Origin of the sequence: Sulfurimonas sp., from assembly GCF_041583195.1 — a bacterium.
Classification (GTDB): Bacteria; Campylobacterota; Campylobacteria; order Campylobacterales; family Sulfurimonadaceae; genus Sulfurimonas.
Genome location: NZ_JBFHGL010000004.1, coordinates 171,239 through 185,892 on the forward strand (window position 1 = coordinate 171,239; position 14,654 = coordinate 185,892).

Annotated in this window: 15 protein-coding genes; 10 read left to right on the forward strand and 5 right to left on the reverse strand. The window is 34.0% G+C overall.

Annotated elements, in window-relative coordinates; genetic code table 11:
• Positions 1-15 precede the first annotated feature (15 nt).
• Positions 16-897, forward strand: a complete 882-nt coding sequence (gene glyQ / locus ABZA65_RS05715) for a glycine--tRNA ligase subunit alpha (protein WP_373071568.1) — start codon at positions 16-18, stop codon at positions 895-897.
• Positions 898-1,003: 106 nt separating this feature from the next.
• Positions 1,004-1,255: a hypothetical protein gene (locus ABZA65_RS05720; RefSeq protein WP_373071570.1), complete on the forward strand. Its 252-nt coding sequence runs from the start codon at positions 1,004-1,006 to the stop codon at positions 1,253-1,255.
• 2 nt (positions 1,256-1,257) lie between these two features.
• Here the strand turns inward: ABZA65_RS05720 and ABZA65_RS05725 are convergent, their stop codons facing one another.
• Entirely contained in the window at positions 1,258-1,725 is a 468-nt protein-coding gene (locus tag ABZA65_RS05725; RefSeq protein ID WP_373071572.1) for a rhodanese-like domain-containing protein, read from the reverse strand.
• A gap of 98 nt (positions 1,726-1,823) precedes the next feature.
• On the opposite strand from ABZA65_RS05725, the gene ABZA65_RS05730 reads away from it, so the two are divergent.
• Together ABZA65_RS05730 and ABZA65_RS05735 are read left to right on the forward strand one after the other, a co-directional pair.
• Entirely contained in the window at positions 1,824-4,061 is a 2,238-nt protein-coding gene (locus ABZA65_RS05730; RefSeq protein WP_373071574.1) for an AAA family ATPase, read from the forward strand.
• Between the two features lie 10 nt (positions 4,062-4,071).
• Positions 4,072-5,367 carry an APC family permease gene (locus ABZA65_RS05735; RefSeq protein WP_373071576.1) on the forward strand — a complete coding sequence of 432 codons (1,296 nt, stop codon included), beginning with the start codon at positions 4,072-4,074 and terminating at the stop codon, positions 5,365-5,367.
• Between the two features lie 3 nt (positions 5,368-5,370).
• On the opposite strand, the gene ABZA65_RS05740 is transcribed toward ABZA65_RS05735, so the two are convergent.
• Positions 5,371-6,207 carry a DUF6544 family protein gene (locus ABZA65_RS05740; RefSeq protein WP_373071578.1) on the reverse strand — a complete coding sequence of 279 codons (837 nt, stop codon included), beginning with the start codon at positions 6,205-6,207 and terminating at the stop codon, positions 5,371-5,373.
• A gap of 108 nt (positions 6,208-6,315) precedes the next feature.
• On the opposite strand from ABZA65_RS05740, the gene ABZA65_RS05745 reads away from it, so the two are divergent.
• Positions 6,316-6,597: a peptidylprolyl isomerase gene (locus ABZA65_RS05745; protein WP_373071580.1), complete on the forward strand. Its 282-nt coding sequence runs from the start codon at positions 6,316-6,318 to the stop codon at positions 6,595-6,597.
• Between the two features lie 3 nt (positions 6,598-6,600).
• The gene (gene aguB, locus ABZA65_RS05750) at positions 6,601-7,461 is read left to right on the forward strand and encodes an N-carbamoylputrescine amidase (protein ID WP_373071582.1); all 861 of its coding nucleotides are present in this window, start codon (positions 6,601-6,603) and stop codon (positions 7,459-7,461) included.
• Here aguB and miaA read toward each other — a convergent pair.
• The 3 genes from miaA to ABZA65_RS05765 all read right to left on the reverse strand — a co-directional run bounded on the left by miaA (position 7,433) and on the right by ABZA65_RS05765 (position 9,651).
• Positions 7,433-8,332 carry a tRNA (adenosine(37)-N6)-dimethylallyltransferase MiaA gene (gene miaA / locus ABZA65_RS05755; RefSeq protein ID WP_373071584.1) on the reverse strand — a complete coding sequence of 300 codons (900 nt, stop codon included), beginning with the start codon at positions 8,330-8,332 and terminating at the stop codon, positions 7,433-7,435. The two genes, aguB and miaA, sit on opposite strands and share 29 nt — an antisense overlap.
• Entirely contained in the window at positions 8,333-8,641 is a 309-nt protein-coding gene (locus ABZA65_RS05760) for a hypothetical protein (RefSeq protein ID WP_373071586.1), read from the reverse strand.
• Between the two features lie 101 nt (positions 8,642-8,742).
• Entirely contained in the window at positions 8,743-9,651 is a 909-nt protein-coding gene (locus tag ABZA65_RS05765; RefSeq protein WP_373071588.1) for an AEC family transporter, read from the reverse strand.
• Positions 9,652-9,723: 72 nt separating this feature from the next.
• On the opposite strand from ABZA65_RS05765, the gene ABZA65_RS05770 reads away from it, so the two are divergent.
• From ABZA65_RS05770 to ABZA65_RS05785, 4 genes are read left to right on the forward strand one after another with little or no spacing between them, the layout of a single operon-like run.
• Positions 9,724-11,952 carry an EAL domain-containing protein gene (locus ABZA65_RS05770; RefSeq protein WP_373071590.1) on the forward strand — a complete coding sequence of 743 codons (2,229 nt, stop codon included), beginning with the start codon at positions 9,724-9,726 and terminating at the stop codon, positions 11,950-11,952.
• Positions 11,949-12,377, forward strand: a complete 429-nt coding sequence (locus ABZA65_RS05775; protein ID WP_373071592.1) for a bacteriohemerythrin — start codon at positions 11,949-11,951, stop codon at positions 12,375-12,377. The genes ABZA65_RS05770 and ABZA65_RS05775 overlap by 4 nt, the downstream gene beginning before the upstream one ends.
• Positions 12,378-12,412: 35 nt before the next feature.
• Positions 12,413-14,275: a PocR ligand-binding domain-containing protein gene (locus tag ABZA65_RS05780; protein ID WP_373071594.1), complete on the forward strand. Its 1,863-nt coding sequence runs from the start codon at positions 12,413-12,415 to the stop codon at positions 14,273-14,275.
• A 23-nt stretch (positions 14,276-14,298) separates the two neighbouring features.
• Positions 14,299-14,643: a DsrE family protein gene (locus tag ABZA65_RS05785; RefSeq protein ID WP_373071596.1), complete on the forward strand. Its 345-nt coding sequence runs from the start codon at positions 14,299-14,301 to the stop codon at positions 14,641-14,643.
• Positions 14,644-14,654: the final 11 nt, after the last annotated feature.

Sequence of the window (14,654 nt, forward strand, 5' to 3'; positions counted from 1 at the left end):
TTTGAGAGAGATAAGATGATAACTTTTAGTGAGATGCTATTAAAACTTCAAGAGTTTTGGATGAAAGAGGGTTGTAATATTGTTCAGCCTTACGATATTCCAGCGGGTGCGGGGACATTTCACCCGGCTACGTTTTTACGCTCACTAGACTCAACTCCTTGGGCTACGGCTTATGTAGCACCTTCTCGCCGTCCTACTGATGGGCGTTACGGAGAGAACCCAAATAGACTTGGATCGTACTATCAGTTTCAGGCACTTATAAAACCATCACCGGATAATATTCAAGAGCTTTATCTAAAATCATTAGAGTATTTAGGTCTTGATGTAAGTAAACACGATATCCGTTTTGTTGAAGATAACTGGGAGTCTCCTACACTTGGTGCATGGGGTCTTGGTTGGGAAGTATGGTTAAACGGTATGGAAGTTACTCAGTTTACTTACTTCCAACAAGTAGGTGGTGTTGAGTGTAATCCAGTTGCAGTTGAGATCACTTATGGAACTGAGCGTTTAGCTATGTATCTTCAGGGAGTTGACTCTGTTTTTGACATTGTTTGGAATGAGAACGAACACGGTAAGACTCTATATAAAGATGTGCATAAAGAGAGTGAAATAGAATTCTCTAAATATAACTTTGAAGTAGCAGACACTGATATGCTTTTTGCAGAGTTTAACGCAAAAAGCGAAGAGTGTTTAAAAACTCTTGAAGCTGGTCTTCCTCTGCCTGCATATGATCTATGTATGATGGCATCAAATACTTTTAACGTTTTAGATGCAAGAAAAGCAATCTCTCAAACTGAGCGTCAAAACTACATACTGAAAATTCGTGAACTTTCAAAAGGTTGTGCCGAACTATATAAGGCTCAAGAGGAAGAAAGACTAAAAAGAGTCAAAGGTTAATATATAAGAAATAATTATTTAATTTCCTAGATTGTCACTAAAAACTATCTACTTTTAAAAAATTATATTATAATGTTTTGTAATATTTTGATAGATAGGTTTAGCGATGGAAAAAATAGTTGATTCACTTGACTTAATGTATTATAAGTATGACAAGAAAAACAAAACTCTTTTTTATGAGGGTAAGTTTTCTACCCACTTCATTGAACCTGAATTTTTCAAAATAACATATCATCTCAGCTCTAAAAAAATAGATTATAAAGTTCTAAAAGATAAAACTATCCAATTTGGTTACAGTGAATTATCTCTAATAGAAAAGTTTAAAACATATATTAAACAGATTATGTATAAAAAATAAAACTATTTTTTAACTAAAGTAATTTCACCAAAATAACTATTAAGTGTCCTTCCACTATCAAGCCAGTTAACTAAACCGTTTCTTATATTTTTTACATTTGTAAACCCCATTTTTTTAAGCTGCTCTGCTGCTAAAAGTCCCCGTGGACCTTTGAAACAGTAAGTTACAATAGGTACATCATGACCATATTTTTCAAATATCTTTTTTATAGCTACAAACTCAAGTTTTCCTCTAGGAATAGTCATGTGGTTTTCTTTTCTCAAATATCCGCTTGCAAACTCTTCAGGTTCTCTTACATCTAAAAGAAGTATGTTTAAATCACTTAGATCAAGTTCGTCCGGTTCAATTTGCTTAACCTCTTTTTCCGCATGAGCAATTAGTTTCTTAAATTGCTCAGTTAGATAAACTTCAGCACGTCTTTGTGCCAACTGCTCCAGGTCTAGGTGTGCCGAATCTTTAATAGTGTCCATTCTGTTGTTTCCCATTCTATATGTTTTGTTATTATAACCGTTTTAAGTAAGTTTATGATAGATTTTGAACTTTAAAAATCCAAATTAAAGCAGGTAACTTGTCGCAAACTCTTATAGGTCAGATAGAACGAATACTTTTTGAAAGTGATGATGGTTTTTTTATAGCTGTTTTAAAGAGTGGAGAGAAGATATCTGGCACCTATTTTGAGAGTGATGTTAGCCATATAAAAAAGTCTGCCGTTACACTTAGCGGAGAGTGGCATGAACATAAAAAATACGGTAAAACATTTAAGTTTGACTCAATCAAAGTAAACCAAAATCAGCTCTTTTTCTTTTTAAATAAGATCGTAAAAGGTTTTACTAAAAAATTATCTGCAGAATTAATTGAGCATTTTGGACAAGAGGGACTTGTAGATATACTTGACAACGATATTGAAAGACTTTTAGAGTTTAACGGCATAAAAGAAAAAAGACTTAAAAAGATTCAAACTTCGTGGAAAAAGTTTCGCTCCATGCGTGAACTGGGTGAATTTTTAAGCCCATATGATGTTTCTCCTGCACTTTTAACGACTATAGCTTCGGCACTTAAAGATGTGGAAGAACCATGTTCTAAAATAAAAAACAATCCATATATTTTAACTTCTATACAAGGGATCGGCTTTAAGCGTGCAGATGAATTGGCACTGAAGATGGGTGTAAAAGAATCTGATGAAAATCGTCTTAGTTCTGCTATGGATTATGTACTTTTGGACTATTGTGAATCTCAGGGTAATTCATGTATAGCTAAAGATATATTATTTAATGGACTAAATGAACTGCTTGGTTTTTCGGATGTAAATCTGTATGAAGCTATATTGGTAGAGCGCGTGGCTGAACAAAGCATAGTTCTTATGAAAAACGGTAGGGTCTCACCTGCAAGACTTTATGATTCCGAAAAATATCTGTATGATGAGTTCACTCGTCGTGCAAAAAAGAAAAACGATGTTTTAGTTAAAAATTTAGATGCTTTTTTGGAAGATAGTGAACTAAAACTGGGTGATCAGCAGCTAGAAGCTGTAAAGACTATAAATGATGGTGCAAATATCTTGTTCCTTGTCGGTTATGCAGGAACTGGTAAATCAACTACGTCAAAGACTCTTTTAAAACTTTTAAATACAAAGTACAATGAAAAAGAGATCATGACGTGTGCACTAAGCGGTATAGCATCTCAGAGAATTGCAGATACGACAGGTTATGAATCTGCTACTATCCAATCACTTTTGGTCAAGTTTGAAGACAGAGATGATTTTCCATTCTCAGTTATGCTGATCGATGAAGCTTCTATGATCAACTCTTCACTTTTTGCAAGGCTTCTTGCAAAAATTCACCGTGATGCAATTTTAATAATAGTAGGTGATGATGCACAGCTTCCACCTATAGGTGCTGGAAATGTGCTTAGCGATATGTTAACGCTTAACATTACACCTATAGTTAAGCTTACAAGGATCTATCGACAAAGTGAAGATCAAGCCATAACTTTGATAGCCAATGATATTCGTCAGGGTATAGTTCCTCAGTATCGTGCTAAATATGATGACTTTGAGTTTGTAGATATAAGTATGCCAAATTATTATGCTCTAAAAAATCAGCTCTCTCAAAACCAACTAAGTGATCTTCGTGAACAAAACTCACAAAATATTATAAACCATATGCTACATCTTGTAGTCGCTTCGCTTGAAAAAGCAAGATACAGACTTAAAAACAAAGAGATCAAAGAGTATCTAAACTATTTTCAAGTGATCACACCTATGAAGGGCGGTAGTTTAGGAACTACGAACTTAAATAAAGTTTTGCAAGAGTATTTTAACCCTAATCCTAAAAAGTGTGTAAAACGAGGTGAATTAGAATTTCGTTTGATGGACAAAGTAGTTCACACTAAAAATGAAAATATGACCTCGTGGAGCGGTGACGCTTTTAAAGAGAATGAAGATTCGGCACAAAGGCGTATTTTTAACGGTATGAGCGGACTTTTATTTAAGATAGATGAGGATGAAGAACAGGTGTTCGTGTTTTATCCAAATGAAGATGTGGTTGTAGTTTACGAATATGATGAGTTAAAAAACTATCTTATGTTATCATATGCACTTACTATCCATAAAGTACAAGGGATGGAGTACGATATAGTTGTGATGCCTATGAGTTTTTCTCATTTTATTATGCACAACACTAAGCTTATATATACGGCTATTACAAGAGCTAAACACAGATGTATAATAATAGGTGAGAGTGCAGCTTTTGAGAGCGGATGCAGAAAGTTTGAACAGACAAGGCGAGATACTGTTTTATTAGAATTGTAATGGATTGACAATGCCAAATATTCATAGAAAACGAAATAAATCTTTAGGCTTACCTGAGCTTATTGCCATAGCACTAGGCGGTATGATTGGTGGCGGGATATTCTCTGTTTTAGGGATATCTGTCTCTATGATCGGCGTATACACACCGATAGCTTTTATAGTAGGTGGAGTGCTTGCTCTGCTTGCAGCTTATTCATATGTGAAACTCGCCCTGTATTACAGGGATGAGGGTGCTACTTACTCTTTTTATAAAAAAACATTTCCAAAATCAAAATTTGCAGCATCAGTAGTTGGGTGGTGGGTGACATTTGGTTATATAAGTACGCTTGCTCTGTACTCATATACTTTTGCGTCTTACGCGATCAGCGGATTTGAATTTGCAAACAGTGAAATAGCCAGAAAAGCGGTCGCAGGATTTATAATACTGCTCTTTACACTTGTTAATGTTTGGAGTGTTAAGGGGATGGGAAAAATAGAAGATATTATGGTTTATACGAAACTGGTGATTTTAATAATAATCTCATTTGTTCTTATAAACAACTCAAACACTACTATCCCCACTATTATACAAAACCATGAAGATATGCAAATATCATCTGTCCTTATCGTAGCGTCACTGACTTTTGTTGCTTATGAGGGGTTTCAGCTCGTTATAAATGCGGTAAATGAGATGGAAAATCCAAGACTAAATATACCTAGGGCAATCTACAGCTCAATAGTGATTACAACTTTGGTTTATGCAGTTATTGCAATAGGTGCTATTATGGCTATACCGTTTGAGAATATCATACAAAATCAGGAATACGCTCTGGCTTCAGGTGCAGGTGAAGTTCTTGGAAATATAGGAGCTGAGCTTGTGATCATTGGTGCGCTTTTAGCTACAAGTTCTGCGATTAGCGGGACACTTTTTGGAGCTTCAAGATTGATGTCTGTAATAGCAAACGATGGATATTTTCCAAAATTTTTAACAAAAAGAGAAAACAATATTCCGGTATACTCAATTGTGACAATGGCTTTACTTACATTTTGTTTGATTCTTAGCGGTAATTTGGTTGTTATACTTGAGTTTGGGAGTGTGACGTTTTTGCTTGTCTCACTGCTTATGGCATATGCAAATTTTAAAATTCGAAGTGTTACAAACTCATCGCTTATTGTAACCCTCATATCAGTTTTTGGTCTTATATCTGGTACATTAGCTATACTTTTTTATGAATCATCAACAGATATAGAACAGATCTATTATATAGGTGGATTATATATGCTTCTTACTTTTTTTGCCTGGGTTTTTACATATAGAAGTAATTAAATTTTAGTTGTATTGAACATCTTGTATGTTTAATTTATAGTAAGTGAACTCTTTATTGTTTATAAGCCATGAAACTTCACCGTATTGTGGGATCAGGTAATGATCTTTTTGAACATAGTTTGATACTTTGCAACTCCAAGGTGTAGCTATGTAATGATCATCCACACCTCTAAATCGATTAGGTGAATATATTGAGCTTATCTCGCCTTTTTCATTAAAACTAAATTCTAATGAGGTAGTAGTATCTCCATCAGTTATAGTAGCTTTTGCAGTGTTTGCATCTATGCTTGTCCATTTCACTCCTTGACTCGGAAGAAGAGCTGTGGGGTACCATATAGCCTCAGCCAAATATCTTTGCAGGGCAGCTTCATTTAACTCTTTTTTTTCGAATTGATCAACTACAGTATAGACAGATAAAAACTTGGCTTTTATACCAGCTTTTGAATCTATGTACGAGTCAAACACATTTACATATATACCTGCATCTATGGATATTTTCGCATGCCATGTAAATCCTTTTGGCTTTGTAGAAAAAAACTGCTGAGCTTCTGTTTTTGAAAACTTCTCAGAATTCTCATCCATTCTAAACTCTCCAACCTGTGATACGTAAGCTCTGTTGATAATCGCAGATTTGTCTTTTAAAACAAGATGAAAATATTTTTGTACAGGTTTAGGAAGAGTATTTAACTCTTCAAAATTAACAAGTTTTTTTTCATTTGATGCATTAGTGAAAAGATCTTTAGATGCAGAAGATGTAAAATTAAGCCAAGAGATTTGAAGTACGAAAAAAGCTAAAAGTGCCAATACGGATAAAATAATAGTAGTTTTTAGAACAAACATGTAAACTCTTTTTAGAAATTATACTTTATTTATTAGGCATAAAATAAATTATTGTAAAATTGCATTTGTAAAAACTATTTTATGAAATAAAATTAAGGAAGATTTATTATGGCATATGCAGAAGCAAGACATATATTAGTACCGACAGAGGAAGAGTGTAATGCTCTAAAAGCAGAGATCGAAGCTGGAGCAGACTTTGCAGATATAGCAGCACAAAAATCAGAATGCCCATCTGGTAGAAACGGCGGAGCTTTAGGTAGATTTTCTCCTGGTCAAATGGTACCTGAATTTGATGAGGCTGTATTTCGCGGTGGTGATGTAGGTGAACTTCAAGGACCTATACAGACACAATTTGGTTTTCACCTTTTAGAAGTTACAGCAAGAGGCTAAGTCATGGTAAAAGTAGCGGCACTTCAGATGGCAATGGGGGAAGATAAAGAGGCAAATGTAAATAAAGCTGAATCTTTTGTTAGAGAAGCTGCTTCTAATGGAGCAAACATTATCTTGCTGCCTGAGTTGTTTGAGGGCTTATACTTTTGTAAAGACATGGACAAAAAGTATTTTGAGTGGGCTAAACCACTTCAAAATAATAAACTGATAGAGCGTTTTGCACTGCTTGCAGATGAACTTAATGTGGTTATATTGGTTTCTTATTTTGAAAAAGCAAAAAATAAATATGATGAGGTTGAGTATTTCAACTCTTTAGTTGTAGTAAATGCAGATGGAACTATAGGCGATAACTACCGTAAAACTCATATACCTGACGGTCCTGGATATGAAGAGAAGTTTTACTTTAAACCTGGAGATACTGGATTTAAAGTATGGGATACAAAGTTTGGTCGTATAGGTGTAGGGATCTGTTGGGATCAGTGGTTTAGTGAGACAGCACGTGCACTGGCTATTAAAGGTGCTGAGATAATTTTTTACCCTACTGCGATCGGAAGTGAACCTGAGATTGGAGTTGATTCTAAAGATCATTGGCAGCGTGTACAGATGGGTCACTCAGCTTGTAACACTGTGCCTGTAGTTGCAGCAAACCGAATTGGTGTAGAGGATGGTGAGAGTTGTTCTCTGACATTTTACGGTTCATCTTTTATGACTGATTACACTGGTAAAAAAATAGCTGAAGCAAGCCGTGATAAAGAGGAGATCATTTACGCTGAGTACGATCTAGAAGAGAATAAAAAACAGCGTATCTACTGGGGGCTTTTACGAGATAGACGTCCTAGTTGTTATGAAGATCTGACAATATAATCTCTTCTAACTCTTCAAGCGGTGCACTTATTAGACCTTCAAACTGATTTTTATTAAAAGTTTGTTGTCGTTTTGCAAGTTGTGCCGTGTGGATTGAGATAAGCTCTAACATCTCTTTTTTATCTATCTTTCCATCTAAATAATCAAGTACTTCAACTATTCCTATAGCTCCCATAGAGTTTGGCTCTCTAGTATATTTTTGCTCTAAATATGCCACTTCATCAATTAGACCCATATCTAACATTTTAGAGGTGCGTTTTTGAATTCTTTGTCTTAAAACATCACGCTCTACATCTATGTTGAAAATTATAAGATCTTTAATGATCGGTTTTGGAGGATTTTGCTCAAACCATTTACTTGGAATTGTTTTAGAAGCTTCATATATAATCAGTGCTTTTTCTATACGGTAGCTGTCATTTGCAGATATGTTTTTCATATACTCGGGATCTTGAAGTTTTAAAAAGTTGTATGTACTTTCCAGATCTATCATAGCTCTGTTAACGTTTTTTTTACCTTCTAAACTAAGTTCAGGAACAGGTGATAAGCCTTGCAGTAGAGATTTTAAGTAAAAAGATGTTCCGCCTACTATAACAAGGTTTTTGCCGTCTTCTTTACATTTGGCAACTACATCATGATAAAGTTTTATAAAAATATCAACAGAAAAGTGTTCATTAGGGTATATCTCATCTATGCCAAAATGTTTAACTTCAGAGAGTTCTTCACGGCTAGGTTTAGCTGAAACTATATCTATCTCTTTGTAGATGCTGAGTGAGTCTATAGATAGTATATATGCATCGATTTTTTTTGCGATCTTTATGGCAAGATCACTTTTACCAGATGCTGTAGGACCTATGATGGCAAGTTGCTTCATCTACTCTCTCTTTGCGAAATTTAATTCATCCAGCATTTTATCAAAACCCGCTTTAATATCTTTTTTAGTTATATCATCATCAAGATCAATATAGTAGCTGTAGTAAAGTTTGTTTTCTTTTTTTATCTCATATCTTATGTAACTGCTTGGCATACCGTAAGCTTTTTTGTCTACATTTTGGTTTGAATTACATGTTATAGAGTTTTTGTAAGATACTATCAAGTCAACTTCACAGTTTTGATCAAAAACATAAAGGTCATTGAGTGAATTTTCTATATTTTTATTTGGTGGAAAAACCAAAAGCCTCATACACTCTATGTCCTTATCCAGTATGCGTTTATCATACACTCTGCTGATGGAATTCTCCGAGCATCCTAAAAAGAAAATGGTAGCAATAAATAGTAAAAGTTTTAAAACCATTTTAGCACTTCTACACCTATAAATATGATTCCCAAAAATGCTATAGAAGATATAAATACAAGTGCCGTAACAATGCGTGGCTGACAGTCATAAAGTGAAGCAAGGTTTACGTTTGCAATAGCTAAAGGCATAAGCAGTTCCATAAAAATAATGCCTTTGATCATTGGATCTAGATCAACAAAGCTAAGGACTATAAAAGTGACAATAGGAAGTATGAGAAATTTAAAACTCATAACCCAAAGCACTAGGCGTTTGCTTATTAGTTTGATCTTTGTTCCGTAAAGATATATTCCAAACAAAAACAGCTGCATTGTCATAGAAGCATAAGCACCCATCATAAGCATGTTCATTACAACTTCGCTTGGCTGATAGTTGTTGACACTTAGCAGTATTGCAATTATTGCAGCCCAAAGTATAGGGAGCTTTACTATATTTAAAAGTGAGGTTTTTGCATCATAAGTTCCGCGTGAATAGTAATAAACCCCCATAGTATAAACAACAAAAACATTTACCAAATTTACAACTGTTGTGTAGGGAATAGACTCCTCACCAAAGATCGCTATGTTTAGTGGAATTCCAAGATTCCCAGTATTTCCTATGATCGCTGCAACTGTAGCTATTGAGTACTCTTTTTTATTCTCAAACAAAAACTTTGCAAGTATTGCAGATATCAATATTACTACAACTACAATTGCCAGGTAAACAGATGGTGCATAGAGCAGAGTGATATCTACAGGACGAACCAAAAGTCCCCAGAAAGTTAAAAAAACCTGTAGAAAATAAACATTTAAAATAGTTATTGTTTTATCATCTATTTTTTCTTTAAAACTTATTTTAGAGATGTAACCCATAATGATAAAGATATAAATAGCAATAATGGAGTATATTATAGAGCTCATAATGAAATTATATCTAAGTATAATTAGATACAATATACTATAATGTGAATATTATTTAAAAAAGGGATAGACTTGAGTGAAGTTCATGGTGATGAAGTTTTACTAAAAGCATTGACAAAGTTTATAACTGCTTATGCACCACTAAAAGGTGAAGATTATTATGAAGCTTTGTCTAGATATGTTGTTGAAAACTTTGAATTTGAATATGCTTTTGTCGGAAAGATTAACGATAACATTACGGCTGTTGATGTAATATCCGGTTGGGCTAAAGACAAGCCGATCACAACTTTTAGTTACAACTTGGAAAATACACCGTGTGATAAAGTTGTCTCTTATGATTATGAAATCCATCCTAAAGATGTGCAAAAACTCTATCCAAACGATCAAATGATAAAGAGTATGGGTGTAGAAGCTTACTCCGGTATAGCTTTGACAAATAAAGATCAAGCACCAGTTGGAATTTTTGTAGCCATAAGTAAAAAACCTTTTAAAAACCCACAGTTGGTTGAGCATATACTAAAACTGTGTGCAGGTTTTTTAAGTGCTGAGATGCAAAGATATGCAGTTGAACTCAGCACAAAAAATTTAAAAAACATAGCTTATTATGATCCTTTAACAAAGCTACCCAATAGACTCCTTATTACAGACAGAATAGCTCGTGCTATTGCAAATCAAAGCAGAGAAAAAAATATAGTAGCAATTTGTCTGCTTGATCTGGATGGTTTTAAAGATGTAAACGATACTCTTGGACATGATGCAGGAGATTATGTTTTAATAGAAGTAGCAAGAAGAATAGAAGATCTGATAAGACCCGAAGACACTGTTGCAAGACTTGGAGGGGATGAATTTGTAATTGTTTTAAGCGATATAGATACATCTGAAGATGCCGGAAAAGTTTTAGTAAGAGTACTAAATGCAGTAGCAGCTCCGTATAATTTTAAAAATAAACTTATTAAGTCTATCTCGGCTAGTATCGGTGTAGCCATATACCCTGAAGATAATGTAGATGATGATACTCTGATAAGACACGCCGATCAAGCAATGTATAAAGCTAAAAACAGCGGTAAAAATCAGTTTCGTTTTTTTGATGCAAAAGAACATGTAAAAGTAAAAGCAAATTTCAAAGCTTTAAAGAAGATTGAAAAAGCTATTGACAACGGTGAATTTCAACTCTATTATCAACCAAAACTTAGTGCACATAATTTAAAAGTTGAAAGCTTTGAAGTACTTTCCAGATGGGTACATCCTGTTCTTGGAGTGCTATCACCAAGTGAGTTTTTACCACTTATAGAAAATGATGATTTGATGTATAAGTTTGATGAGTGGGTTATTAGAGAGTCATTACTAGGTGTTGAGAAGTTAAAAAAAGAAGGTATTAATGTATATCTGTCCGTAAATATATCGCCTAAACAGTTTAAACAAACTAACTTTGTAGGTAAGGTTAAAAACATTGTTACTGATATGGGTATAGACCCTTCTTATTTAAAGCAAATAGAGTTTGAAATAACTGAAAACACGGCTTTAGAGAGTATAACTCATACCAATGAGACTATGTTTGAATTAAACAGTATGGGTGTTAGTTTTGCTTTGGATGATTTTGGAACCGGTTATTCATCTTTAACACACTTGAAACAGCTCAATGTAAACACCATTAAAATAGATAGAAGTTTTATAGATGATATGCTGCATGACTCGCAAGATATGGCTATTGTAAATGCCATAATTTCACTCTCTAAAGTTTTTCAAATTGAAGTTGTAGCTGAGGGTGCTGAAAATATAGAACAACTTCTGATGCTTCTGGAACTTGGTTGTGATTCTATTCAAGGCTATACTATTGCAAAACCTATGAGTTATGAAGCTACACTAATTTATATGAAAAATTTTACATCTGACCCTAGATGGAAAGTTGTTACAAAAAATATTCCTAGACGTGCTGACTTTGAACTGTTACTTGCTGAGAGCAACCATAAATACTGGGCTGAACTTGTAATAGACAGTATAAGTAGAGACAACTATAAAAATATTCCACAGCTTTCATATAATTCGTGTAGACTTGGAAAATGGATGCATAATAACGGGAAAGTGCACTTTTCAAAATATGGAAGCTTTCATGAGTTAAAAACTATTCATAAAAATATACATAAAGAGGTTGGTTTAATTATTGAAAAGTTAAGTAAAGGTGCTTCAGAAGAAGAAAGAGAAAAAAGTATTGAAAAAATTGTAACTATGAGAAATAAACTTGTATCTGCAATAAATAAATTAGAAATAGAGTATAAAGAAGATAAGGGGATTAAACAATGAGCAGTCAGCTAGGGGAAATAAAATGGAGTACAGATTATGAAACAGGTGTTGAGGAAATAGATGAACAACACCATATATTAGTAAACACTCTAAATGAAGCTAACGAGCTTCTTACAAAAGAGTATTCTTTAGAAAATTTGCAAAACATAACGAAGGATCTACTTAGTTATGCACTTTACCATTTTGAAACAGAAGAGGAGTTAATGCAGGAGTACAACTATGAAGGTGAGGCTCCAAAAGACTTTGAGAATCATATGAAACAACACAGAGATTTTTCTGCAAAAGTTGTTGAGGTTAGAGACTCTTTAAAATCAGGTAACCTGATAGGTCAAGATGAACTTATAAGTTTTTTATTAAACTGGCTACTTAATCATATAGATAAAACAGATAAGAAGTTAGGTAAATTCTTATCAGAGAAAATGTAAAGAACATTTTTATAATTTGTGAAGTGTGATATAAGATGAATTATAAATTTTCAGAAATAGCTGATATTAAAATGTTGCAGGACCTACTCGATGGTTTTGCTCCACTGTATCCAGTGGCTACTGCAATTCTTGACGTAGATGGTGAGATACTTGCCGCTTCAAACTGGAGACGTATATGTACAGCTTATCACAGGGTTGAACCGACAACATCTCAGAGATGTTTAGAGAGTGATACTGCACTAGCAAACGGACTAAGTGAACAAAAAGAATATAACGTTTATAAATGTAAAAATGGTCTTGTTGATGTCGCGTTTCCAATAATTATAGACGGTAAACACCTTGCCAATTTTTTTATCGGACAGTTTCTTTTTGAAGAGCCAGATAGAGAATATTTTATAAATCAAGCTAAAACATTCGGTTTTGACACATCAGACTATTTAAAAGCTCTTGATGAAGTAAAAGTTATACCTGAACAAGAGATAAAAAACCTTTTAGAGTTTTTTGCCAAACAAGTAAATATTTTAGCAAAGCTCGGAAAAGCAAATCTAGACGAACAGAATATTAATGCTAAGCTTGAGCAAAAAGTTCAAGCAAGAACAGTGGAACTTGAAAAAATAAACCAACTTTTAAAAAAATCACAGGAGATTGCCAATTTGGGAATTTGGGAGTTGGATATAGTCAACAATAAGTTGTACTGGTCAGATGAAATATTTAAGATATTTGAAAAAAATAAAAAGAATTTTTCTGCATCATATGAAGGTTTTATAGAGGTTGTACACCCTGATGATCGTGAGCTGGTTTCCAGTGCTTATGAGAACTCTATTGTTACTAAAGAGAAGTATCAAATCGCTCATAGATTGATTATGGATGATGGACGGATCAAGTGGGTAGAGGAACAGTGTGAAACTGAATTTGACTCGCAAGGAAATGCTCTTAAATCAATTGGAACTGTTTATGATATTACAAGACGTAAAGAGGTAGAAGAACTTCTACAAGAGACACTTGATAAACAAAATGCCATACTAAAAGTGGAAAATGTAGGATTTGCTTTTACAAAAAAGAGAAAGTTTACATGGGTGAATAGTGCATTTGAAAATATGTTTGGTTATGACAATGGTGAACTTGTTGGAAAAAGCACAAGAACTATTTATGCAAGTGATGAAGGGTATCGTTATTATGGAAAGGTAGGATATCCAAAGCTAGTTGAAAACGGTGTCTATAATCAAGAGGTAGAGTGTATTAGAAAAGATGGCAGTCATTTCACGATATTGGCAAGTATGACAGCACTGACGAATGATTTAAGTGAAGCAGTCGGTGTTTTTGTTGATGTGACAGAAGCTACTGAACTAAGAAAACAATTAGAAGAAATTAATCAGCAATTAGCTGAACGAGCTAACAGAGATTTCCTAACAAAACTTTACAATAGACGTGGCTTTGAGGAACGTTGCAAAGAGGTAATTGAATTTGCAAAGAGGGAAGGTTCAAAAATTAGTATTGCAATGTTTGATGTTGATCATTTCAAGAAGGTTAATGATACATTTGGGCACGATGAAGGTGATAAAGTTTTAAAGTTTGTCGCAGATACTTTAGTTGATATAGGTAGAAAAAGTGATATTATAGGTCGTTATGGTGGGGAAGAGTTTATTTTGTTAATGCCTCCAAAAACAGATGTAGAAGAATCTATTATTGCAGCAGAAAGAGTTAGGCTGTCTATTCAGAATAATCCTATTGATAATATTGGTAAAATAACTATTAGTGCCGGAGTCGCAACTATATTTCCTAATCCAAACGATGATACGAAACAAATTGCAGATATTTTAAGAAAACAGGCAGATAAAGCACTCTATTATGCTAAAGAAAACGGTAGAAACAGAGTAGTTCATTCTGATAAATTGTAGATTAATTAGTTTTTGGAGAAAAGATGAAACAAGATAAACTTCTTATAGTATGGTCAAGTGGTGAAATAGACGTAGCTAAAAGACTTATACTTCTTTACGGCTCAGTGATGCTTGAGAGAAAATATTGGGACGCGGCTACTATTATGGTTTGGGGACCATCAGCAAAGCTAATAGCTGAAAATAAAGAGATTCAAGAAAGAGTCAAAGTAGTTATGGATACAGGTGTAAAGTTTAATACATGCGTAGTTTGCTCAGATGAATACGGTATAACTGATCAGCTAAAAGAGTTAGGAATAGAGCCTATACATACAGGCGAGATGTTGACTGAATCTCTAAAGAGTGACGACACAAAAGTTTTAACATTTTAATTGTATAATTT

Excerpts from the sequence above, each read along its gene's own strand:
- ABZA65_RS05720 (WP_373071570.1), top strand. The coding sequence starts at position 1,004 with ATGGAAAAAATAGTTGATTCACTTGACTTAATGTATTATAAGTATGAC.
- ABZA65_RS05745 (WP_373071580.1), top strand. The coding sequence starts at position 6,316 with ATGGCATATGCAGAAGCAAGACATATATTAGTACCGACAGAGGAAGAG.
- aguB (WP_373071582.1), top strand. The coding sequence starts at position 6,601 with ATGGTAAAAGTAGCGGCACTTCAGATGGCAATGGGGGAAGATAAAGAG.
- ABZA65_RS05775 (WP_373071592.1), top strand. The coding sequence starts at position 11,949 with ATGAGCAGTCAGCTAGGGGAAATAAAATGGAGTACAGATTATGAAACA.
- ABZA65_RS05780 (WP_373071594.1), top strand. The coding sequence starts at position 12,413 with ATGAATTATAAATTTTCAGAAATAGCTGATATTAAAATGTTGCAGGAC.
- ABZA65_RS05725 (WP_373071572.1), bottom strand. The coding sequence starts at position 1,725 with ATGGACACTATTAAAGATTCGGCACACCTAGACCTGGAGCAGTTGGCA.
- ABZA65_RS05785 (WP_373071596.1), top strand. The coding sequence starts at position 14,299 with ATGAAACAAGATAAACTTCTTATAGTATGGTCAAGTGGTGAAATAGAC.
- ABZA65_RS05735 (WP_373071576.1), top strand. The coding sequence starts at position 4,072 with ATGCCAAATATTCATAGAAAACGAAATAAATCTTTAGGCTTACCTGAG.
- ABZA65_RS05765 (WP_373071588.1), bottom strand. The coding sequence starts at position 9,651 with ATGAGCTCTATAATATACTCCATTATTGCTATTTATATCTTTATCATT.
- ABZA65_RS05760 (WP_373071586.1), bottom strand. The coding sequence starts at position 8,641 with ATGAGGCTTTTGGTTTTTCCACCAAATAAAAATATAGAAAATTCACTC.
- glyQ (WP_373071568.1), top strand. The coding sequence starts at position 16 with ATGATAACTTTTAGTGAGATGCTATTAAAACTTCAAGAGTTTTGGATG.
- ABZA65_RS05740 (WP_373071578.1), bottom strand. The coding sequence starts at position 6,207 with ATGTTTGTTCTAAAAACTACTATTATTTTATCCGTATTGGCACTTTTA.
- miaA (WP_373071584.1), bottom strand. The coding sequence starts at position 8,332 with ATGAAGCAACTTGCCATCATAGGTCCTACAGCATCTGGTAAAAGTGAT.